This is a genomic window from Actinoplanes rectilineatus, assembly GCF_000962825.1.
GTDB lineage: Bacteria > Actinomycetota > Actinomycetes > Mycobacteriales > Micromonosporaceae > Actinoplanes > Actinoplanes rectilineatus.
Window position 1 is genome coordinate 118,763 of sequence record NZ_JZKF01000014.1, and the last position, 21,340, is coordinate 140,102.

At 71.9% G+C, this 21,340-nt stretch carries 19 protein-coding genes; 4 read left to right on the plus strand and 15 right to left on the minus strand.

Annotated elements, in window-relative coordinates:
- Window positions 1–593 precede the first annotated feature (593 nt).
- Complete coding sequence (locus tag WH85_RS50345) at window positions 594–758, plus strand: hypothetical protein (protein ID WP_157410976.1); 165 nt, start codon at window positions 594–596, stop codon at window positions 756–758.
- Between the two features lie 400 nt (window positions 759–1,158).
- Here the strand turns inward: WH85_RS50345 and WH85_RS13760 are convergent, their stop codons facing one another.
- The 5 genes from WH85_RS13760 to ald all read right to left on the minus strand — a co-directional run bounded on the left by WH85_RS13760 (window position 1,159) and on the right by ald (window position 5,441).
- Window positions 1,159–1,344, minus strand: coding sequence for a hypothetical protein (locus tag WH85_RS13760; RefSeq protein ID WP_045742205.1), 186 nt, complete (start codon window positions 1,342–1,344; stop codon window positions 1,159–1,161).
- 336 nt (window positions 1,345–1,680) lie between these two features.
- On the minus strand, window positions 1,681–2,352 hold the full coding sequence (locus tag WH85_RS13765) for a zinc metalloprotease (protein WP_045742206.1): 672 nt from the start codon (window positions 2,350–2,352) through the stop codon (window positions 1,681–1,683).
- 11 nt (window positions 2,353–2,363) lie between these two features.
- Window positions 2,364–3,296, minus strand: coding sequence for a ParA family protein (locus WH85_RS13770; RefSeq protein ID WP_045742207.1), 933 nt, complete (start codon window positions 3,294–3,296; stop codon window positions 2,364–2,366).
- A gap of 112 nt (window positions 3,297–3,408) precedes the next feature.
- Window positions 3,409–4,311: a site-specific tyrosine recombinase XerD gene (locus WH85_RS13775; protein WP_211275362.1), complete on the minus strand. Its 903-nt coding sequence runs from the start codon at window positions 4,309–4,311 to the stop codon at window positions 3,409–3,411.
- 14 nt (window positions 4,312–4,325) lie between these two features.
- Complete coding sequence (gene ald, locus WH85_RS13780; RefSeq protein WP_045742208.1) at window positions 4,326–5,441, minus strand: alanine dehydrogenase; 1,116 nt, start codon at window positions 5,439–5,441, stop codon at window positions 4,326–4,328.
- Window positions 5,442–5,570: 129 nt separating this feature from the next.
- On the opposite strand from ald, the gene WH85_RS13785 reads away from it, so the two are divergent.
- Both WH85_RS13785 and WH85_RS13790 read left to right on the plus strand, forming a co-directional pair.
- Window positions 5,571–6,779, plus strand: a complete 1,209-nt coding sequence (locus tag WH85_RS13785; protein ID WP_045742209.1) for a barstar family protein — start codon at window positions 5,571–5,573, stop codon at window positions 6,777–6,779.
- A 62-nt stretch (window positions 6,780–6,841) separates the two neighbouring features.
- Window positions 6,842–7,627 carry an SAM-dependent methyltransferase gene (locus WH85_RS13790; protein WP_045742210.1) on the plus strand — a complete coding sequence of 262 codons (786 nt, stop codon included), beginning with the start codon at window positions 6,842–6,844 and terminating at the stop codon, window positions 7,625–7,627.
- Window positions 7,628–7,672: 45 nt separating this feature from the next.
- Here the strand turns inward: WH85_RS13790 and WH85_RS13795 are convergent, their stop codons facing one another.
- Window positions 7,673–8,089, minus strand: coding sequence for a VOC family protein (locus WH85_RS13795; protein WP_045742211.1), 417 nt, complete (start codon window positions 8,087–8,089; stop codon window positions 7,673–7,675).
- A gap of 76 nt (window positions 8,090–8,165) precedes the next feature.
- On the opposite strand from WH85_RS13795, the gene WH85_RS13800 reads away from it, so the two are divergent.
- On the plus strand, window positions 8,166–9,143 hold the full coding sequence (locus WH85_RS13800; protein ID WP_045742212.1) for an NAD(P)-dependent alcohol dehydrogenase: 978 nt from the start codon (window positions 8,166–8,168) through the stop codon (window positions 9,141–9,143).
- Window positions 9,144–9,252: 109 nt separating this feature from the next.
- Here the strand turns inward: WH85_RS13800 and WH85_RS13805 are convergent, their stop codons facing one another.
- The 9 genes from WH85_RS13805 to recN form a co-directional block, all read right to left on the minus strand.
- Window positions 9,253–9,807, minus strand: coding sequence for an NUDIX domain-containing protein (locus tag WH85_RS13805; protein WP_045742213.1), 555 nt, complete (start codon window positions 9,805–9,807; stop codon window positions 9,253–9,255).
- 1 nt (window position 9,808) lies between these two features.
- Complete coding sequence (locus WH85_RS13810) at window positions 9,809–11,506, minus strand: CTP synthase (protein WP_045742214.1); 1,698 nt, start codon at window positions 11,504–11,506, stop codon at window positions 9,809–9,811.
- A 133-nt stretch (window positions 11,507–11,639) separates the two neighbouring features.
- Window positions 11,640–13,775: a hypothetical protein gene (locus WH85_RS13815; RefSeq protein WP_045742253.1), complete on the minus strand. Its 2,136-nt coding sequence runs from the start codon at window positions 13,773–13,775 to the stop codon at window positions 11,640–11,642.
- A gap of 41 nt (window positions 13,776–13,816) precedes the next feature.
- Window positions 13,817–14,929: a glycosyltransferase family 4 protein gene (locus tag WH85_RS13820; protein WP_045742215.1), complete on the minus strand. Its 1,113-nt coding sequence runs from the start codon at window positions 14,927–14,929 to the stop codon at window positions 13,817–13,819.
- Window positions 14,930–14,955: 26 nt separating this feature from the next.
- Window positions 14,956–16,518 carry a murein biosynthesis integral membrane protein MurJ gene (gene murJ, locus WH85_RS13825; RefSeq protein WP_045742216.1) on the minus strand — a complete coding sequence of 521 codons (1,563 nt, stop codon included), beginning with the start codon at window positions 16,516–16,518 and terminating at the stop codon, window positions 14,956–14,958.
- Window positions 16,515–17,348 (minus strand): hypothetical protein, encoded by an 834-nt coding sequence (locus tag WH85_RS13830; RefSeq protein WP_045742217.1) that lies wholly within the window; start codon window positions 17,346–17,348, stop codon window positions 16,515–16,517. The genes murJ and WH85_RS13830 overlap by 4 nt, the downstream gene beginning before the upstream one ends.
- Window positions 17,349–17,373: 25 nt before the next feature.
- Window positions 17,374–18,303 carry a copper transporter gene (locus WH85_RS13835; protein WP_045742218.1) on the minus strand — a complete coding sequence of 310 codons (930 nt, stop codon included), beginning with the start codon at window positions 18,301–18,303 and terminating at the stop codon, window positions 17,374–17,376.
- A gap of 7 nt (window positions 18,304–18,310) precedes the next feature.
- Window positions 18,311–19,504, minus strand: a complete 1,194-nt coding sequence (gene steA / locus WH85_RS13840) for a putative cytokinetic ring protein SteA (RefSeq protein WP_211275363.1) — start codon at window positions 19,502–19,504, stop codon at window positions 18,311–18,313.
- Between the two features lie 64 nt (window positions 19,505–19,568).
- Complete coding sequence (recN, locus tag WH85_RS13845; protein WP_045742219.1) at window positions 19,569–21,326, minus strand: DNA repair protein RecN; 1,758 nt, start codon at window positions 21,324–21,326, stop codon at window positions 19,569–19,571.
- Window positions 21,327–21,340 lie beyond the last annotated feature (14 nt).

Below are 21,340 nucleotides of genomic sequence, written 5' to 3' on the forward strand. Positions count from 1 at the left end.
CACCCGACCACGTGATCGGGCACACCACACCCACCGTCCCACTGCCCGGCGCCCGTCACCCTCGGCAACCACAGAACCGTCTCGGCCGTCAGCTGCACACGGACGAGACGAGCCGCCTCAGCCACCGCCCGCGCTGCCAGTCACGCGGCCGGTCGCACGGCCGGTCGCGTCGCCAGGCGCGCTACCAGTCGCATCGCCAGGCGTCGCCAGTCGCGCGGCCGGTCGCATCGCCAGTCGCGCGGCCGGTCGTACGGCCGGTCGCGCTGCCAACCGCATCGCCGGTCGCGTTACCAGTTGCGTTACCAGTTGCGTTACCAGTTGCGCGGCCGGTCGCGCTGTCGGCACGCACAACGCCGCCCGCGACGGCCCGGCAGCCAGACAACGAGAGCAGCAGTCCGCCAACAAGCCCCGACAAAGAGGCATCAAGACCCACCAAGCTGTCGCCAACCACTACCCACAACCCATGGCGGCACAAGCACCCGATCAAGGGATCGAGTGCCCCCACCGTCCCAAACGGAGGGCTCCCCGCACCCAACCCCTTGATCGGGTGCGCCCACCACCCAACTGCCCGGCACCCACCGCCCAACTGCCGGGTGCCGGGCAGTTGGGCGCCCGGCGCCCTCGACCTCGACCTCGACCTCGACCTCGACCTCGCCCTCGCCCTCGCCCTCGCCCTCGCCCTCGCCCTCGCCCTCGACAACGACAACGACAACGACAACGACAACGACAACGACAACGACAACGACAACGACAAATAGGTACACCGATGATGAAGCCGGCAAATAGTTCCGATGAAAGACGGCGGCACAAGCACCCGATCAAGCGATCAAGTGCGCTCACCACCCCAAACGGCGGGTTCTCCGCACCCAACCCCTTGATCGGGTGCACCCACTGCCCAGCTGTCCCGGCACCCGGCAGCGGCAGCGGCAGCGGCAGCGGCAGCGGCAGCGGCAGCGGCAGCGGCAGCGGCAGCGGCAGCGGCAGCGGCAGCATCCGAAACACGACGGTGGGTGCACCCAAAGGCCCCTGCTGGCGTGCTTTTCCGCCCGGTGGCCGGCCCGCTCGAACCCTGTGGTGACCGCACCCGATCAAGGGTTCGGGTGCCTTCACCGCCCCAAAAGGTAGGGCTTCTGCACCCGATCATCTGACCGGGGGCGCTCACTGCGATTCCGATCTCGGCCGCCAGGAGAAGTGCCTGCGGAATGTGGCGCGGGTGCTCGCGCCCGGTGGGGCGTTCGTGGCGGAGGCGTTCGTGGCGGAGGCGTTCGCCGCGGAGACGTTCGTGGTGAAGGCGTTCACTGCGGAGACGTTCACCGCGGAGACGTTCACCGCGGAGACGTTCATGCCGGATCGGGCGCAGTTCGAGCGCGAAGAGCAGCAGGTCCAGACCAGGGATGTCGCCGAGGGGCACGTCTCGGCACACCTGCACCGATATGACCATGAGGCGCGGACGTTTCTGCGGCAGACTCTCACGTTCGCCGATGGCGGGGTGCGGCTGCGGCCGTTCGGGATGCGGTACCAGTGGCAGGAGCAGATCGACGCGATGGGCTCGGGTTGGAGGCGCGGTGGGCTTCGTGGGGCGGGACCCGTTCGGGCCGGGGAGCACCGATCACATCGCAGGGCATGTCCTGCAGGCCCGGTTCCCAGGGAGTTACGGTACGCGTACCGCCGAAAGAGCTTTCAGCCCCAGATCCGGAGGAACAGGACGCCGAGGATGTCCAGGAACATGATCAGCAGGGGGTATCCGGTCGGGAAGAACGCGAAGAGCAGCAGGATCAGCACGCCGACGTTCTTGTCCTCGAACCAGAGGCGCATCCAGTTCATGCTCGCGCCGGGGCGCCGCAGCGCGAACCACAGGATGCCGAAGCCGTCCAGCGGCGGGATCGGGATGATCGCCAGCAGGCCGAAGGCGAGCAGGCCACCGCCGAGGGACAGCATGATCTGGTCGGTGTAGGGGAGGGTTCCGACGCCGCGCAGGATGTCCACGAAGCCCAGGTCGCTGAGCACGTTGTCCGGGAAGGCGATCGCGTACGCGGCCAGGATCAGTTCGCCCAGCAGGATGGTGGCGACCGGTCCGGAGGCGAAGACCGCGGCGGCCCGGCCTCGTCCCAGGTGGCGGGGGACCTCGTCGACGGTGACCTGCCGGCCCCAGCCCATGCCGCCGACGGCTGCGGCGACCGCGCCGAACGGGTCGATGTCTTCGCGCGGGTTGAGGCGCAGGGGACGGCGGTACGGCGAGAGGCCCACGGTGCGCAGCGTGAACCGCATGACGGCCACGCGCAGGGCCAGGCCGAGCAGGAAGGCGACCAGCAGGGCGACGAACGCCACCGGCGAGCCGAGTGCGAACAGCACGGGTGTGGAACCTAGCTTCGATCCGCCTGGGCGGCGATGACCTCGCGAGCGAGCTGACGGTAGTTGCGGGCGCCGGACGACGCCGGGTCCAGCGTAGTGATCGGCGCACCCGCGACGGTCGACTCGGGGAACTTCACCGTCTTGGTGATGACCGTCTGGTAGACCTTGTCGCCGAAGGCCTCGACGACGCGCTGCAGCACCTGGCGGCAGTGCGTGGTGCGGGAGTCGTACATGGTGGCGAGGATGCCTTCGAGTTCGAGGTCGAAGTTGAGCCGCTCGCGGACCTTGTCGATGGTGTCCAGGAGCAGGGCCACGCCTCGGAGGGAGAAGAACTCGCACTCCAGCGGTATGAGCACGCCGTGCGCGATGGTCAGCGCGTTGATCGCCAGCAGGCCCAGCGAGGGCTGACAGTCGATCAGGATGAAGTCGTATTCCTTGCGGACGCTGCGGAGGGCCCGCGCCAGCGCCATCTCCCGGGCGACCTCGTTGACCAGCTGGATCTCCGCGGCCGACAGGTCGATGTTGGCCGGCAGCAGGTGCAGCCCGGCCACGTCGGTCTTGATGATGACGTCCTCGGTGGTGACGTCGTCCTGCATGAGCAGGTTGTAGACGCTCAGGTCGAGGTTGTGCGGGTTGACGCCGAGGCCCACCGAGCAGGCGCCCTGCGGGTCGAAGTCGACGAGCAGGACCTTACGGCCGTATTCGGCGAGGGCGGCGCCCAGGTTGATGGTGGTGGTCGTCTTGCCGACGCCACCCTTCTGGTTCGCCAGGGCGATGATCCGCGCGGGCCCGTGCCGGTCGGCCGGCATCGGTTCGGGGATGGGACGGCGCATCGTGTACGCGGTGGGGTCGGCGGGACCGAGGTCGGCGCCGAGATCCAGGGAGTTCTGCTGCTCGCGGAGTGTGGAAGTCCATGCTTCCGCCCGCTCGCCGTTCCCCGACATTGCCTTCGCCCCCTCCCGGCTGTTAGCCGGAGCCGATGCCCGACTGTACGCCACACGCGCCGCCCACTCGGGGTCAGCCGTTCGGCGTGTCGCACCTAGGGGTGCGTAGCGTCTAACGAGCGCGCGGGTGAGTGGTCGCGTATATCTCCCGCAGACGTTCGACGGTCACCAGGGTATACACCTGCGTCGTCGTGACTGAGGCGTGTCCCAGCAGTTCTTGCACCACCCGAACGTCAGCTCCCCCGTCGAGCAGATGCGTAGCGTACGAGTGACGCAGCGTGTGCGGACTGACCGCGTTCGGACCGTCCACCGGAAGACCGGCCACACCGGCACAACGATGCAGGACCGTCCAGGCACTCTGCCGGGAGAGTCTTCCGCCCCTGGCGTTGAGGAAGATCGCCGGGGTACCCTTCCCGGCTGCCGCGAGCTGGGGGCGGGAGCGGACCAGATAGGACCGCACCGCGGTACGCGCGAACCCGCCGACCGGCACGAGGCGGGTCCGGCCGCCCTTGCCGCGCAGGATCGCCGCCGCGGTGTCCTCGTCGTCCAGTTCCAGGTCGTCGATGTCGGCGCCGACCGCCTCGGAGATCCGCGCCCCGGTGCCGTACAGGAACTCCAGCAGCGCCCGGTCGCGCAGCCCCAGCGGCGAGTCCACCGCCGGCACGGACAGCAGCCGGGTCACCTGGTCCACGTCGAGCGCCTTGGGCAGCCGCTTGGCCTGGGCCGGTGGGCTGACGTCGGCGGCCACGTCGTGCGGGACCAGGCGTTCCCGGACCGCGAACCGGTGCAGGCCGCGGACCGCGCTGATGGCCCGGGCCGCCGACGAGGACGCCAGGCCCTCGTCGCGCAGGCCGGCCAGGTGCCCGGTGACGTGCGTGGACCGGATGTCGCCGAGTTCCTCGACGCCGGCTTCGGCCAGCACGCCGGCGTAGCGGTCGAGGTCGCGACGGTACGAGGCGAGGGTGTTGCGGGACAGGCCGCGTTCCACGCTCAGGTGGTCGAGGTAGGCCCGGATCGCCGGTTCGAGACTCAGCGGAGCACCTCCGTCAGCGGCATCGGCACCATCCCGTGCGCGTCGGCGACCGGGCCGTAGACGACGCGCCCGTCGAACGTGTTCAGGCCGGCGGCGAGGGCCGGATCGGCCTTCATCGCGGCCCGCCAGCCGTGGTCGGCCAGTTCCAGAGCGTACGGCAGAGTGACGTTGGTGAGCGCGTAGGTGCTGGTGTGCGGCACCGCCCCGGGCATGTTGGCGACGCAGTAGAACATCGACTCGTGGACCCGGTAGGCCGGGTCGTCGTGGGTCGTCGGCCGGGAGTCCTCGAAACAGCCGCCCTGGTCGATCGAGATGTCGACCAGCACACTTCCCGGTTTCATCCGCGACACCAGGTCGTTGGAGATCAGGGTCGGCGCCTTCGCGCCGGGGACCAGGACCGCTCCGATCACCAGGTCCGCGTCGAGCACGGCCTTCTCGATCTCGTACGCGTTGGAGGCGATCGTCTGCACGTGACCGCGGTAGTCGGCGTCCACCGCCCGCAGCCGGGCCACGTTCTTGTCGAGCAGCAGCACCTCGGCCTGCATGCCGAGGGCTATCGCCGCGGCGTTGAGGCCCGAGACGCCCGCGCCGATCACGACGGCCTTCGCGGCGTACACCCCGGGAACCCCGCCCATGAGTACGCCACGACCGCCGCGTGCCCGCATCAGGTGGTACGCGCCGACCTGCGGGGCGAGTCGCCCGGCCACCTCGGACATCGGGGCCAGCAGTGGCAGGGAACGGTCGGCGAGTTCGACCGTCTCGTACGCGATCCCGGTGACCCGGCGGTCCAGCAGCGCGTCCGTGCAGGCTTTGCCGGCCGCCAGGTGCAGGTAGGTGAAGAGCACCTGGTCGGGCCGCATCCGCGGGTACTCCTCGGCGATCGGCTCCTTGACCTTGAGGATCAGGTCGCCGGTCTGCCACACCGCATCCGCGTCCGGCAGGATCACGGCTCCGGCCGACCGGAAGTCGTCGTCGGTGATCGACGAGCCGAGACCGGCGCCGGCCTGCACGAAGACGTCGTGACCGTGCCGGGCGAACTCGAACACCCCGGCCGGGGTGATCGCCACCCGGAACTCGTTGTTCTTGACTTCGCTGGGGATGCCGACCCTCACGGGCCACCGTCCTTTCTCAACACTGAGTAAAGACCCGCCTGCGCGGGACACTACCTGTGAGCTGCGCAGCTTTCCCGGTTCGCGCACCGGATCCCCCGCTCGGCGGTCCGGCCTGTACGGTTCCACCCGATGAGTGGCTTTCCCTGGCTTCTGGTCGATCAGAACACTGACGACGGCAGTGACGCCGTGATCGCCGCGTGCGCGGACATCGACGGCCTCTTCGTCGATCCGCCGCAGCCGCCGGTGGAACGCTACGAACTGCTCGGCTGCGCCCCGGAGGGCCGCCTGCTGGCCGCGTGCGACGGCAGCGGGCCGGTCCGGCTGGGCAACCTCGGCGTCGCCGCGGTGCACCGGCCCGACTCGCCCCACGGCCCGGAGTGCTGGGACTGCGCCGAGGAACTGCTCGACGTGACGGTGCTCGGCGCCGGTCCCTCGATCGTGGTACCCGGTCTTTTCGATGTCACACTCGAGGGCCGGTTCCGGGTCGACGAGACCGGCTCGCCGAGCCGTAACGCGGAGAAGGCGCCCGACGCGGACGGCTTCCTGCTGGCCGGCATCACCGGTCACGGCGATGAGCCGTTCGGCGACTGCCAGGACGTCGCCGGGGTGTTCCGGCATCGCAACGCCCCGGCGCCGCGGCCGGCCACCCTGATCGGCTGCCGTCCGGAGCCGTCACTCAAACGGGCGATCGACGCGCTGCGCCGGGGTGCGCCCCGGCGCCGTTTCATCAACGCGTCGATATTCCATGCGGCGTACGACGGCACCGCGATCCACGTGCTCGGCAGTGGCCTGGGCGCGGAGGTGAGCGCGGTCCGGCCGTCGGCGCTCGGCGAGGGCCTCTACGACGTGGAGTTGCGCTCGCAGTACGGCGACGCGATCGGCGGTCCGCGGCCGACCCGGGCCCGGGAGATCTGGGACCTGTGGCGGGTGGGACGCCCGACCGAGGTGAACCTGTGGTCCGGGTACGACACCGAGCTGCGTCACGAGTGGGCGGGCGCGGCGCTGGCCCACCACCGGCAGGCCCCGGACCGGCCGGCGGACACCACGTTCCACCTGGACGGGCGGCACGTGACCGACGAGGAGGGCTTCTACTGCGCGATCGGCGAGGCGATCAACGGGCCGGCCGGCTACTTCGGCTGGAACCTGGGCGCCCTGCACGACTGCGCGGGTGGGGGCTGGGGCGCCGAGCCCGGGTTCCGGCTGGTCTGGCACGACGCGCAGGTGGCCCGGGAGCATCTGGTGCCCGGCTACGACCGGTATTGGTGGGAGCCGGCGGTGACGATGGACGACGTGCTCGGGCTGCTGGATCGTGACGGGGTTCGCGTCGAACTGATGTGACCGTTTCTGTTCAGTCGATCACCCCGTTGGCCGTGACACTGTGGACCGGGTAGGTTGCCGCCATGCCGGTCGATCTGAACACCGCCGTGCCGCACTCGGCCCGGATCTACGACTACCTGCTGGGCGGCAAGGACAACTTCGACGCGGACCGGAAAGCGGCCGCCGACATCGTCAAGGCGTCCCCGAGCCTGCCCATCTCGATGCGCGCCAACCGGGACTTCCTCGCCCGCTCGGCCCGCTTCCTCGCCGAGGACCTCGGCATCCGCCAGTTCCTGGACATCGGCACCGGGCTGCCGACCTCCCCCAACCTGCACGAGGTCGTGCAGGGGGTGGACCCGGCGTCGAAGGTCGTCTACGTCGACAACGACCCGATCGTGCTGGTGCACGCGCGGGCACTGCTCACCTCGTCCGCCGAGGGGTCGACCGCGTACCTGGACGCCGACCTGCTCGACGTCGAGAAGATCATCAATTCCGCCGAGGTACGCGACCTCGACTTCAGCCGTCCGGTGGCGGTCAGCCTCCTGGCGATCATGCAGTTCGTCCCGGACGAGTCCCGGGCGTACGAGATCATCGACGCTCTGATGGCCCCGCTGCCCGCCGGAAGCGCCCTGGCCATCTCGACGGTGACCGCGCACAACCCGCAGGCGGTCCAAGCCGCGGCGGTGTACACGGCCCGGGGCATCCCGGCGAAGCCGCGCACCGACGATCAGCTCCGGGGCCTGTTCCGTGACCTGGAGGTCGTGGAACCCGGGGTGCAGCTGGTGCACCGGTGGCGCCCGGAGCCCGCGTCGGCGCCGGTGGAGGACTTCCACGTGCAGATGTCCGGAGCGGTCGGCATCAAGCGCTGACCCTCGTTCGGTGTTCGGGGCGCCCGTCGTCGGGCGCCCCGATGCTCATTGGACGAAGATGCAGAAGGTGTGGCCGTCCGGGTCGGCGAACACCAGCAGCGGCTCCTCCGGATCGTCCCGGCGGTCGAAACGCACCACCCCGCCCAGGCTCAGCACCCGCTCGTGCTGCCGGTCGAGCTCCTCCAGCGAGTCGACCGCGGTGTCCAGGTGCATCTGCTGCGGCACCTCGGCGTCCGGCCAGGTGGTCGGCTTCACCACGGCGGTCTGCTGGAACGACAGGTTCCACGCCCCGTCGCCGCCGACCAGTTGCAGCCAGACCCGGCCCTTCTCGTCGTCCGTCCCGGGCGGTGGCGGCTCGTCGCCCGGCCGGTACTTCAGATTCAGCAGATGCCGGTAGAACTCGGCTGCCCGCCGGGCATCGGTGGTGTCCAGAACAAACGCCCACAACCGCGGAATGCTCACGTTTCCCCTCCTCCGGTCCTCTGCTATGGATCTACTGCCCCTTATGCGATTGCCGTAACTTCCTACCGTCGATTCCATGAAGGCGATAGTTCAAGACGTCTACGGCGAGGCCGACGTGCTCGCCGTCCGTGACATCCCCCGGCCCGTCCCCAAAACCGGTGAGGTCCTGATCCGGGTGATGGCGGCCGGCGTCGACCCCGGCGTCTGGCACCTGATGACCGGCCGCCCCTACCTGATCCGCGCCGCGCTGGGCCCGCGGCGGCCCCGCATCCCGGTCCGCGGCCGCGACCTGGCGGGCGTCGTCGAGACGGCCGGACCCGAGTCCGGTTTCCAGCCCGGGGACGAGGTGTTCGGCACCTGCGAGGGCGGCTCGTTCGCCGAGTTCGCGGTGGCCCGCGCCGACCGGATCGCCCGCAAGCCGGCGGGTGTCCCGTTCGTCGACGCCGCCGCCGTCCCGGTGTCCGGCACCACCGCCCTGCAGGCCGTCCGCTACGCCCGCATCACCACCGGCCGGCAGGTCCTGGTCATCGGCGCGGGCGGCGGCGTGGGCTCGTTCGCCGTCCAGCTGGCGGTGGCCGCCGGCGCCCGCGTGACCGGCGTGTGCAGCCCCGGCAAAGCCGACATGGTGCGCGGCCTGGGCGCCGAGCACGTCCTCGACTACCACCGTGAGGAGGTGGACAGCCGCGGCCCGATCTTCGACGCGGTCGTCGACACCGCCGGCAACCGCCCGCTGTCCCTGCTGCGCCGCGCCCTGACCTCGCACGGCACCCTGGTCCTGATCGGCGGCGAACGCCACGGCACCGCCCTGTTCGGCGGCATCAGCCGCGCGCTGGTGGCCGCCCCGCTGCTGAGCCTGACCAGCGGCGACCAGCGCCTGCACGGCCTGCTGGCCAAGGAGAACGCCGCCGACCTGACCGAGCTGGCCGCCCTGCTGGAGAGCGGCACCCTGCGCCCGGCCGTCGACCGCACCTATCCCCTCGCCCACGCGCCCGAGGCGCTGGCCGAGATCGGTCGCGGCCACACCGGCGGCAAAATGGTGATCACCCTGGCCTGACGCCCCACCCCGAACACACCAGTGGACCCGTCGACGGCCGAAAGGTCTTCCAGAAGAGGACCGCCGGGGCCGCACAGCGACCCCGGCGGACACGACCACGCAGAACCCGTCAGACGTTCAGCACCCGGGCCGCGGCGAGAATCCCCGCCACCGCCGCCGCGTTGGTGATCTCTCCCCGCAGCACCATGCCGACCGCCTCGTCCAGCGCGACCAGGTGAATCTCCAGGTCGGCCTCCTCGTCCTCCCGGACGTGACGCTCCGCGTCCGGCACCGGCCGCAGGTCCCGGGCCAGGAACACCCGGACGAACTCGTTGCTGAACCCCGCCGAGGTGTGCAGCGCGATCAGCGGTTCGATCCGGCCGGCGATCAGGTCGGCCTCCTCGGCCAGTTCCCGCGCCGCGGTGATCTCCTCGGGTTCGCCCTCCACGTCGCGCAGGCCGGCCGGCAGTTCCCAGAGCCGGGCCGCGACCGGATGCCGGTACTGCTTGATCAGCACGACCCGGTCCTGCTCGTCGACGGCGACCACCACGACCGCGCCGCGGTTCTCCACCACGTCCCGGTCCGCGGTCCGGCCGTCCGACATGGTGATCGTGTCGGTGTGCACCGAGAAGATCGGGCCGGTGTACCGCGGGGTCCGCGACACCGTCTCGTGGGCGAACGTCATCTCAGGCCTCGACCGGCTCGGTCGCCACCTCGACCGGCAGTTCGTCGGCGGCCGCGTACGCCACCGCGGCCTTGACCAGGCCGTCGAAGAGCGGGTGCGGCCGGGTCGGCCGGCTCTTCAGCTCCGGGTGGGCCTGGGTCGCCACGAAGTACGGGTGGACGTCCCGGTCCAGCTCGATGAACTCGACGAGGCGGCCGTCCGGGGAGGTGCCGGAGAAGACCAGGCCGGCCTGGGTCAGCTTGTCCCGGTAGTCGTTGTTCACCTCGTAGCGGTGCCGGTGCCGCTCGGAGATCTCGGTCGCGCCGTAGACCTCGGCGACGATCGAGCCCTCCTTGAGGGCCGCCGGGTACGCCCCGAGCCGCATGGTGCCGCCCAGGTCGCCCTTGCCCGCGACGATGTCCTCCTGGTCGGCCATCGTGGAGATGACCGGGTAGGTCGCCGTCTCGTCGAACTCCAGCGAGTTGGCCCCGGTGAGCCCGGCCAGGTTACGGGCGGCGTCGATGGTCATGCACTGCAGACCGAGACACAGGCCGAGAATCGGGATGCGGTTCTCCCGGGCGTACCGCGAAGTGTTGACCTTACCTTCGATGCCGCGCACACCGAACCCGCCGGGGATGACGATGCCGTCGACGCCCTTGAGGGCGGCGGCAGCGCCGGCCGGGGTGGCGCAGTCGTCGCTCGGCACCCACCGCAGCTTGATCTTCACGGTGTTGCCGAAGCCGGCCGCGCGGATCGCCTCGCTGACCGAGAGGTACGCGTCCGGCAGGTCCACGTACTTGCCGACGAGACCGATGGTGATCGTCCGCTTGGGGTGGTGGACCCGCTCGAGGAGGTCGTTCCAGGTCTTCCAGTTGACGTCCCGGAACGACAGGCCCAGACGGCGTACGACGTACGCGTCGAGGCCCTCGTCGTGCAGCACCTTGGGGATGTCGTAGATGCTCGGCGCGTCCGGGCAGGCGATGACGGCCTCACGGTCGACGTCGCAGTAGAGCGCCAGCTTGTGCTTCATCTTGTCCGGGATCTCCCGGTCGCTGCGGCAGATCAGGGCATCCGGCTGGATACCGATGTTGCGCAGCGCGGCCACCGAGTGCTGGGTCGGCTTGGTCTTCAGCTCGCCGGACGGCGCCAGGTAGGGCACCAGGGAGACGTGCAGGTAGAAGACGTGGTCCCGGCCCACCTCGTGGCGGACCTGACGGATCGCCTCGAGGAACGGCAGCGACTCCATGTCGCCGACCGTGCCGCCCACCTCGGTGATCACGACGTCCGGCGTGAGGCCGTTCTCGTCGGGATCGGCCATCGCGAAGATCCGGCTCTTGATCTCGTTGGTGATGTGCGGGATGACCTGCACCGTGTCACCGAGGTACTCGCCGCGGCGCTCCCGGGCGATCACCGCCGAGTAGACCTGGCCGGTCGTGACGTTCGCCTTGCCGGAGAGGTCCCGGTCGAGGAAGCGCTCGTAGTGCCCGACGTCGAGGTCGGTCTCCGCGCCGTCCTCCGTCACGAACACCTCGCCGTGCTGGAACGGGTTCATCGTTCCCGGGTCGACGTTGAGGTAGGGGTCGAGCTTCTGCATCACGACGCGGAGCCCGCGGGCGGTGAGCAGATTGCCGAGGCTCGAGGCGGTGAGGCCCTTGCCCAGCGAGGAGGCGACGCCCCCGGTGACGAAGATGTGCCGCGTGTCGCGCACTGTTGAGGCCAAGGCCCGCTCCCGTGGTCGCCGATGTTTCCGGTTCGTGCGGCCGGGGCCGTGCCCCATCCACGGGAGTTCACCGTAACACTGATTGCTGGGGCCGCCCTCCTCGGGCCGCCGGGACCTGCGTGTCAGTGCCCGGTCAGGTGACCGCTACCTGATCTTCGTCGGTTTTGCGCAGCGAAGGTCCGCCCGGTCCGTCCGTTTCGCCGGGTGGCGGGGTCCGGTCGGCGGCATGTAACAGAACTCGCAGTGCGGTGAGCACCGCCACCGGAACGGCGGTCGCGGCGGCCGCGCCGGCCACGCCCAGGGCGGTGCCGCCGAGCATGCCGGCGATCAGCGTCGCGACCGGGGTGCCCGCCATCGCGGCCCGGATCGCCGGGTGCAGGCCGTACAGCCGGTTGAGGCCGGCCCAGGGCGAGAACTGGCAGAACACCAGCATCAGGGTGCCGATCACGGCGAGCAGGGTCAGCGGGCTGTCCAGCAGGGCCTGGCCGTTCGCCGAGGCGGCCCGTTGCATGGCCGGGCCGGCGGTGCCGTTGCCGAGCGCGGTCAGGATCCGGCCCAGGGCGCCCTGTTCCAGCGGGGCCCGGCTCAGATCGAAGATCGCGAAACCGGCGGTCACCGCGAGTCCGGCCAGCGCGGCCCAGGCGAACCGGGCGAAGGTCAGCCAGCCGCCGGTGCTGATCGCCGCGGCCACGCAGACCCCGGCGGTCACCGCGATGGCGCCGACCGGGTCGGCTCCCAGGTATGCGCTGCCCACCATCACCACGCCGAGCCCGCCGAACAGCACCACCACCACCGGACGCCACCGTTTGCCGACCCGCTGGGCCAGGCAGCCGGCCAGCAGCAGCAGTCCGGCCACGAAGACGCCGAGGCCGACGCCGCCCAGCCCGGCGTACCGGATGCCGTGCACGGTCGAATAGCCGGCGACACCGTTGAGCTGGAGCCGCGCGCCGGTGAGCAGGTCGACCGCAACGACGGTGGCGCTGATCCCGGCCACCGCGGCCATCGGCCACAGCGTGGAGGTGTACCGGCCGGCCAGCCGGACCACGGCGGTGCCGGCCAGCATCAGCGCGCCGGTGGCCGTCCCGAACAGCCAGGCCGGGTGGTCGCTGGTCCACCAGGGCACCACGTCGGCCAGCAGCGCCGCCGGGATGGCCAGGCCGGCCGCGATCAGTGCGCCCTCGGCGACCGCCACCAGGCGGGCGGGGGGCAGCGGCGGGCCGGCCGGTCCCCCGTGCCGGCGGGCCCGGATCAGGATCGGGATCACCAGTACGAAGAGGACCAGTTGCACGATCGCCAGGACGGTGAAGAAGATCTCGGCGACCCCGCGCTGGGCGATGGCCCGCTGGTCCGCGTCGGCGTCACCCTGCATCGCGTCGGCCGGGGACGCCGGACGGTCACCGGCGACCGTGGCGGCGTACCCGGCGAACAGCTTCTCCGGCTGGTCCCGGCCGAGCGCCGAGAGCACGGTCGGCGCCAGGTCGACCAGTTGCAGGTAGCCGTCGCGGCCGGTGCTGGCCGAGGTGAGCCAGCCGTCGTCCCAGCCCGGCCCCTCGGCGATGGCCACGTGCAGCCGGGAGGCGGCGTCGGTGTCGGCCACCCCGGCGATCAGCATCAGGGACCGTTCCGGGCGGGCGGCGAGGACCTTCGCCAGGGCGGTGTCGGCGGCCTGGACCGCGGCCCGCCGGTCAGCGCCGGAACCCGTGACGGTGCCCAGGTCGACGATGCTCAGTACGCAGTCGTCGAGCAGGTCGGCCGGGTCGGCGGGCAGCTCCGGCACGTACCTGTCGACGCGGCCGAACGGGCGGGCCGCGGCGACGGCGGCGCCGGGGCCGACGGCCACCGTGCAGCGCACCGACTCGGCCAGGGCGCCGGGCGTGGTGCCGTACGGCAGGCTGTTCTGGTTGGTACGGACCACCGCCCGCTGGTCCACCAGGTTGGCGCCGATCCCGTCCGGCCGGGTGAGCGCGGGTGCCGCCGCCGGGCAGCGTCCCGGGACGTCGTCGGTGCTCCAGGCGGCGAAGTTGCCGGCGCCCAGGGTCAGCCAGCCGTCCGCGGGGCAGGTCACGTCGTGCGCGGACCGGACGGAGAGCCAGCCGATCGCGCCGGCGGTCGCCTCCTGCCACAGGGCCGGGGTGGTGTCCGGGTCCAGGTCCTCCCAGCGCAGCCCGGCGGCCGCGGCCACCACCACGTAGTCGGCCTCGCCGATCCGACGGCCCTCGCCGGGCCGCAACGACAGGCCCGCGACGCTGGCCGCCACGACCAGGGCCATCAGCAGGTAGGGCAGCCAGGGCCGCCGCTCGGTGCGCCGGGTCACCGGCGGACCGCCGCGATCTCCGCGTACGCCGACCGCACGTCGTCCACCACGGCCGGCTCATCCGGCCAGGTCGCGGCCTGCCGGGGTCCCCGGGCCGCGTAGTCGGCGCGCCGGCGCGGGTCGCCGAGAAGGTCACGGACCGCCGTGTCGAGGGCGTCCAGGTCCCGCGGCGGGATCTGGACCGCCGCGTCGCCGACCAGACCGGGCAGCCCGCCGACCGCGGTGGTGATCAGCGGGACGCCGGCGCGCAGGGCCTCCTGGGCGAACAGCTGACGGGCCTCCCAGTCGCTGGTGATCACCGCGAGGTCGGCGCCGAGGAGCAGGTCGGGCACGTCGGTGCGGTGCCCGAGCAGGTGCAGCGGGGCGTGCAGGCGGGACGCCTCCTGGGCCAGGTTCATGTAACTGGGCCCGGAGCCGGCCACCACGACCACCGGGGCCGGGTCCAGGTCCCGCCAGCGGGCGGCGCCCTGGACCAGCAGGTCGTAGTGCTTCTGCGGGTGCAGCCGGCCGACCGAGAGGATCAGCGGGGTGTCGCCGCGCAGCCGGAACTCGGCGCGGACCGCGGCGCGGGTGCGCCGGGGTGCCCCCATCGCCGGGGCGGCCACCGGTCCCAGCCGGGCGCTTTTCGCGCCGAGGGCGAGCGCCCGTTCGACCAGGTCCTCCGAGGCGCCCAGGGTCAGGTCGGCGTTGCGGGCCACGATGCGTTCCAGCAGGGCACCGGCCTGGCCTTTGAGACCCCGCGCGAGCACCGCGTTGTGCCAGGTCACCACCAGGGGTACGCCGGTGCGCGCCAGCGACACCACGAACGCGGCCCGCAGCCCGTGCGCGTGGATCACCTCGGCGTCACGGCCGGCGATGGCCTTGCGTAGTTGCCGGATCGCGCCGGAGTCCTGCGGGCCGGGGTCGGCCGGGATCTCCACCGCGGCGAAGTCGACGCCGGACGTGCTGAGCCCGAAGTGCTCGTCGGTCGCCGCCGGTCCGCAGACCAGCACCCGGCAGCCGGCGGCGGCGAGGCCGCGGGCCAGCGAGGCGACGTGCCGGCCGATCCCGCCGGTGCTGGATCCCAGCACCAGGACGACCGAACCCCGCCAACCGTCGTCGCTGCTCACTGATGATTCCTCTCCGACATGAACCGTCACCGCCGGCCCAGTTTCGCGACCAGCGGCCCGAGGTCACGCCGGTCCAGCGCGAACGCCACCGCGGCGAACACCGCCGCGACCACCACACCGCCCAGCATGCCTTCCACGAGGCCGCCGAGCACGCCCGGGGTGGGCCAGAAGGCCGCCTCGAGGCCGCCCACCGTCCCCCACCCGGCGAGTCCGGCCAGCGTCCCGGCGACCACCGCGGCCGGGACCGCCCGGCCGAGTCCGGCGAGCGCCTCCGGTCCGGCGTGCCGGCGGACGGCCAGGACCAGCAGCACCCCGATCACCGTCATGCCGATCGCGTTGGCCAGGCCCAGTCCGAACAACCGTGCGGCGCCGGTGGAGGTCGCGGTGACCACCACCACCGCGAGACCGGCGCACAGCCAGCCGACGAGGGAGGCGACCGCCGCGGCGACCGTGGCGCCGCGGGCGTACAACGCCCGGGACAGCAGCGCGAACAGCGCGTACCCCAGCAGACCGGGAGCGAAGCCGACGACCGCAGCCGCGGCGCTGGGCGCGCCCATCAGCAGGGTGGCCGGCCCGGCGAGACCGCCGAGGGCCGCCGCGCCGAGGCCGGCGAGCAGGACGATCGACCGGGCGGCGCCGGCGAGCGTGGAGGCGAAGCCCGGTTCGTCACCGCGGACGAAGGCCTCCGCCAGCCGCGGGTACGCCGCCGTCGCCAGCGGCACCGCGAGGACCGCCCAGGGCAGCAGGAAGACGGTCTGCGCCCCGGTGTAGGGGCCCATCTGCCGGGCGGCCAGCAGCAGGATCAGCCCGACCAGGATCTGCTGCGCGCCGACGGTGACCGCGCCGGCCCAGCCGAGACGGATCGCCTGCCGGCCCTCGTCACCGGGGAACCTGAGGGTGGGCCGCAGGCGCAGCCGCAGCGAGCGCAGCGGGATGAACAGGCAGAACGCGAGGACCACCACGCCGAGGGTGGTGCCCACCGCCAGGATCAGCTCGCCGGTGGTGGACAGTCCGGGGAAGCCGGTACGCGCACCGTCGACCCCGGCATAGGTGAGGTACGCCGTCATCACCGTCACGCTGGACAGCAGCGGGGCGATCACCGGCCAGGCGAAGCGCCGGTGCGCCTGCAGCGCGCCGGTGAGCACCACCGCGATGCCGTACAGCGGCAGTTGCGGCGCGAACCAGCGCAGCATCCGGGCCGCGACGTCCTGGTGTTCCGGGGAGATCCCGCCGAACATCCCGGTGATCGGCCCGGCGGCGAGCGCGACCACCACGGCGAGCGGCACGGTCAGCACGAGCATCCAGGTGAGCAGCGCGGAGGTGATCGCGGAGACCCGTTCCCGGTCGCCGGCGCTGATCGCGGCGGCGAGCAGCGGCACCACCAGGCTGGCCAGCGCACCTCCGGCGACCAGCTCGAAGACGATGTTGGGAACGGTGTTGGCCGAGGCGTAGACGTCCGGCAGGTTGCCGTCGCCGCCCTCGCCCACGGTGTAGAAGAAGATGAGTGTGCGGACGAACCCGGCCAGCCGGGCCACGATCGTCAGGACCGTGATCAGCGCCGCCGCACCGGCGATTCTGGCGCTGGTCACGAAGAGGGTGGCCGCCGGCCGAGCTCGTCGACGTACCGCAACCACGGTGTGTCCCCGATGACCTTGGTGAAGCTGACCTTCTCGCTGGCGGCGGTGAGCGATCCGAGCACCGCCAGGGCGGCGAGCCGGCCGGCCGTCGAGGTCCGCGCGGTCAGCGTCACCCCGAGGAGCGCGCCCAGCGCGTTCGCCCCGGCGTCGCCGAGCATGATCTCCTCGTTCAGGTCGGCGGGCAGCAGGGCCGCCCCCGCGCTCAGGGTGCCCGCGGCCATCGAGGCGTGCCGTCCCACCGCCAGCGGCGCACCGAGGATCAGCCCGGCTTTGATCGCCCGGCCCGGGCGCAGGTCGAGCAGGTTGACGAAGTTGGCCGCGCCGGCGATCACACCGGCCCCGAGGAGCACGTCCACGCCCCGGCCGAACCGTCCGGTGCGGCTGCTGCCGATCAGTGCGGACGCCACCAGTCCGGCGGCGCCCACCCCGGCGATCTTGACGAGTCCGCTGGTGACCCGGCCCTCGCGCAGCGCACCGAGGTGCCCGGCGAAGCCTTTCGCCGCCTTCTGCTCGGGCCGGTTGCCGACGATGTCGTCGTAGAACCCGACCGCGCCGCTGACCGCCCCGGCGGTGAGCGCGGCGGCCGCCAGCCGGCCGGTCGTCGCCCCGGCGGCCGCGCCCAGGGTGGCCCCGGCCGCGAGTGCCGGGCCGCCGGCCAGCGTCACCGTCCGGCCCTGGAAGTTGGTCCGGTGCAGCTCGGCGGCGTGCGGATCACGGCGGACCCAGGCTAGTGCGGCACGCGCCACGGACGCGCCGATCCCGAGCGAGCGGAGGTAGGCCATGGCTGACGAGTCTGCCAGACGACGGCTACGGAGCGGTGGACGGCACGATGGAGGTCGCCCCCGTGCCGAGGCCGTACTGGCCGACCCGGTTCTGCACCAGCCGCTCGACGGTCGCCATCGCGGTGGCCACCTGCCCCTGGACGGTGCCGACGTTGTCCACCGTGGAGATCTGCTTGACCAGGGTCGCGTCGCTGCGGACACCGGCCACCAGGTTGCCGTCACCCGCACCGTCACCGGCCACCACCAGCATCCGGTTGGTGCCGAACTGGCCGGCCACGGTGACCGCCGACTGCGCCTTGCGGGTGGCCTCCTTGTCGGTGGCGGGCGCCCCGGCGACCAGCACCACGGCTTCGGCGCCGCCGAGCGCCCCGTCCTCGATGGCGATGTAGCCGGCCTTGGTGAACGCGGTCAGCACCGCGGTCACGTCGGCGGCGGCGGGCGTGGTCGTGCCCTGCATGATCGTGAGCGCGAGGAGTGCGCTGGCGGTCTCCACCCCGTCGCTGTTCAGCGGCAGGCCGGTGACCGGGATGGTCGGCTGCGACGACTGGTCGGCCAGGTCGAGCAGCTCGTTGGCGTACCCCGGATCGAAGAACTTGTCCTCGACGGTGATCCGCGCGGTGATCGTGGCGCCGGCCACGCCGAGCTGGGTGACCACGCCCTCGGCGTAGTCCTGCGCGCCGGGCAGCGCCACCACGGCGATGCGGCGGGTGGCCAGCTTGCCGCTGAGCAGCCACGGCGCGATCTCGCCGGCGAAGTCCTGACTGCGGTTGACCTCCTCGCGGAGATTGTTGACCTGCTCGCGCTTGACGCTGTTGTCCTTGTTCAGCTCGGCGAGATTGTCACGCAGGTTCTCCGAGACCGGGCCGTTGAGCGCGGAGGTGCCCACCACCAGGCCGATTGCCAGCGCCAGGAAGACCGCGGTGAGCGACACCACGTGGTACCGGAAGTTGATCACAACGCCCTCAAAGAAGATTGCCGAGCTGGAAGACCAGATTGTCCCACCACTCGGACACCACGGTGAGATACGCCCGGCCCACCGTCGACACCGCCACCGCCGAGGCCATCGCCGCCATCGCCGAGAGCACCAGCAGCAGCAGCGCCGAGCCGGAGATGTTCTGCCGGTAGAGGCGGCTGACGCCCTTGGCGTCGACCAGTTTGCCACCGACCTTGAGCCGGGTCAGGAACGTCGAGGCCATGCCGCCGCGTCCCTTGTCCAGGAACTCGACCAGGTTGGCGTGGGTGCCGACGGCGACGATCAGCGACGCGCCCTTCTCGTCGGCGAGCAGCATCGCGAGGTCCTCGCTGGTGGCCGCCGCCGGGAAGGTCAGCGCCTCGACGCCGAGGTTCTTGACCCGCTGCAGGCCGGGTGCCCGGCCGTCCGGGTAGGCGTGCACCACGACCTCGGCGCCGCAGCGCAGCACGTCGTCGGTGACCGAGTCCATGTCCCCGATGATCAGGTCGGGGGTGTAGCCGTTCTCCACCAGCGCGTCCGCGCCGCCGTCGACGCCGATCAGAACCGGCTTGTACTCCCGGATGTACGGCCGGAGGACGTCGAGGTCCTCCTTGTAGTCGTAGCCGCGCACCACGATCAGCACGTGCCGGCCGCCGATGCGGGTCTCCACGTCGGGCACGCCCACGCCGTCGAGCAGCAGGTCGCGTTCCTGCTTGAGGTATTCCATGGTGTTCGCGGCGAACGCCTCGAGCTGCACCGACAGTCCCTCGCGGGCGTCGGCCATCGACTTGGCCACGGTCTCCGCGTCCTGCCGGTCACCGGTGGCCACCGGCTCGCCGTCGAGCAGCACCACGCCGCCCTCGATGCTGACCGTCTGCCCCTCACGCAGCCCCTGGAAGACGTCCTCGCCGAGGTTGTCGACGAGCACGACGCCGCCCTGGATCAACACCTCGGGGCCCAGGTTGGGGTAGCGCCCGGAGATCGAGGGCTTCGCGTTGAGCACCGCGGTGACACCGCAGGCCACCAGTGAGTCGGCGGCGACCCGGTCCAGATCGACGTGGTCGATCACCGCGATCTCGCCGGGCCGCAGCCGGCCGGTCATGCGTTTGGTCCGCCGGTCGAGGCGGGCGACACCGGACACCGATCCCGGCTCGGTGCCGCGGGACCGGCGCAGGGTGGGAATGGGAAGTCGCATCCCGGCCATCCTGACATGCCGCCGCATGCGTTCCCCCCACGACATGCGCCAGCTCACCGACAAAAGGGACCTATCATCCACGCTTTTCCCGAGACGCTACGGAGAGCAACTCCTCTGCGTGGGCGATACCCAAATCGGAATCCGGCAAACCCGCCAGCATCCGGGACAATTCCCGAGCCCGTTCGGTCTCCTCCACGATCCGGACCCCACTCGTGGTGATCGCTCCGCCGGTGTCCTTCGCGACCACCAGGTGGCGATCGGCGAAAGCGGCGACCTGCGGCAGGTGCGTCACGACCAACACCTGATGGGTACGCGCCAAGCGCGCCAGCCGCCGGCCGATCTCCACCGCCGCCGTCCCGCCGACACCCGAGTCCACCTCGTCGAACACCAGCGTCGGCGGCCCACCCGCCCCGGCGAAGACCACCTCGATGGCCAGCATCACCCGGGACAGCTCACCACCGGAGGCGCCCTTCTGCAGGGGCAGCGCCGGCGCACCCGGGTGGGCCAGCAACCGCAGCTCCACCTCGTCCGCGCCGTCCGCCCCGGCCACCAGTTCCTGCCCGTCGACCGTCACCGACGGCTCGTCCTTGGACGGTGTGCGGGTCAGCACCGCCACCTCGACCCGCGAGTGCGGCATCGCCAGACCGGCCAGCTCCACGCTGACCGCCTCGGAGAACCGCCCCGCGGCCTCCCGGCGCGCCGCGGTCAGCCGGCCGGCCAGCTCGCCCACCGACGCGGCCAGCCGCTGACGCTCCCGGTCGAGTTCCTCGAGCAGTTCGTCGGAGGTGTCCAGCTCACTCAGCTTGGTGCGGGCGTTCTCCGCCCAGACGATCACGCCGTCGACGTCGTCCGCGTATTTCCGGGTCAGCGCCCGCAGCGCCGCCCGCCGCTCGTAGATCGCCTCGAGCCGGGCCGGATCCGCGTCGAGTGTGCCCAGATAGGCCGACAGCTCCGCGGAGACGTCACCGACCAGGGTCGCGGCCTCCTCCAGCCGGACGGCCAGGTCACCGAGCGCCGGATCCACTCCGGCCTGCCCCTCGAGGGTGCGCCGGGCCGTGCCCAGCAGTTGCGTCGCGTCCGGGGTGTCGTCGGCCGCCTCCACGCCGCCGGCCAGCGCCTGCGCGGCCAGCGCCGCCGCCACCCGCAGACCCTCGGCGTGCTCCAGGCGCTGCAGCTCGGCCCGCAGGTCGTCGTCCTCACCGGGCTGCGGGTCGACCCGGGTGATCTCGTCGAGGCCCAGCTTGAGCAGGTCGGCCTCCTGCGAACGCTGACGCGCGTTGCGCCGCCGGTCGGCCAGATCCTCGCTGACCGCACGCCAGCGGCCGAACGCCTCGCGGTAGGTCTCCAGCAGCTTCTCGTGCTCGGGACCGGCGAACCGGTCGAGCGCGGACCGCTGCTCCGACGGGCGCAGCAGGCGCAGCTGATCGGACTGACCGTGCACGGCCAGGATCTGCTCGCCCAGCTCGCTGAGGGTGGACACCGGCATGCTGCGGCCGCCGACGTGCGCCCGGGACCGGCCCTCGGCCGTCACCGTGCGGCTGAGCAGCACCGAACCGTCGTCGTCGGCCTCGCCGCCGGCGTCGGTGATCCGGGTGCGGACCGCGTCGCCGAGGGAACCGCCCAGTTTCAGACGGCCCTCGACCACGGCCCGGCCCGGGTCGGCACGGACCCGGCCGGCGTCGGCCCGCCCGCCGAACAGGAGTCCGAGGCCGGTCACCACCATCGTCTTGCCGGCACCGGTCTCACCGGTGATCACGTTCATTCCGGACGCCAGGCGCAACGTCGTGTCGTCGATGACGCCCAGCCCGGTGATGCGTAGTTCCTCCAGCACAGGCAGACAGTAAC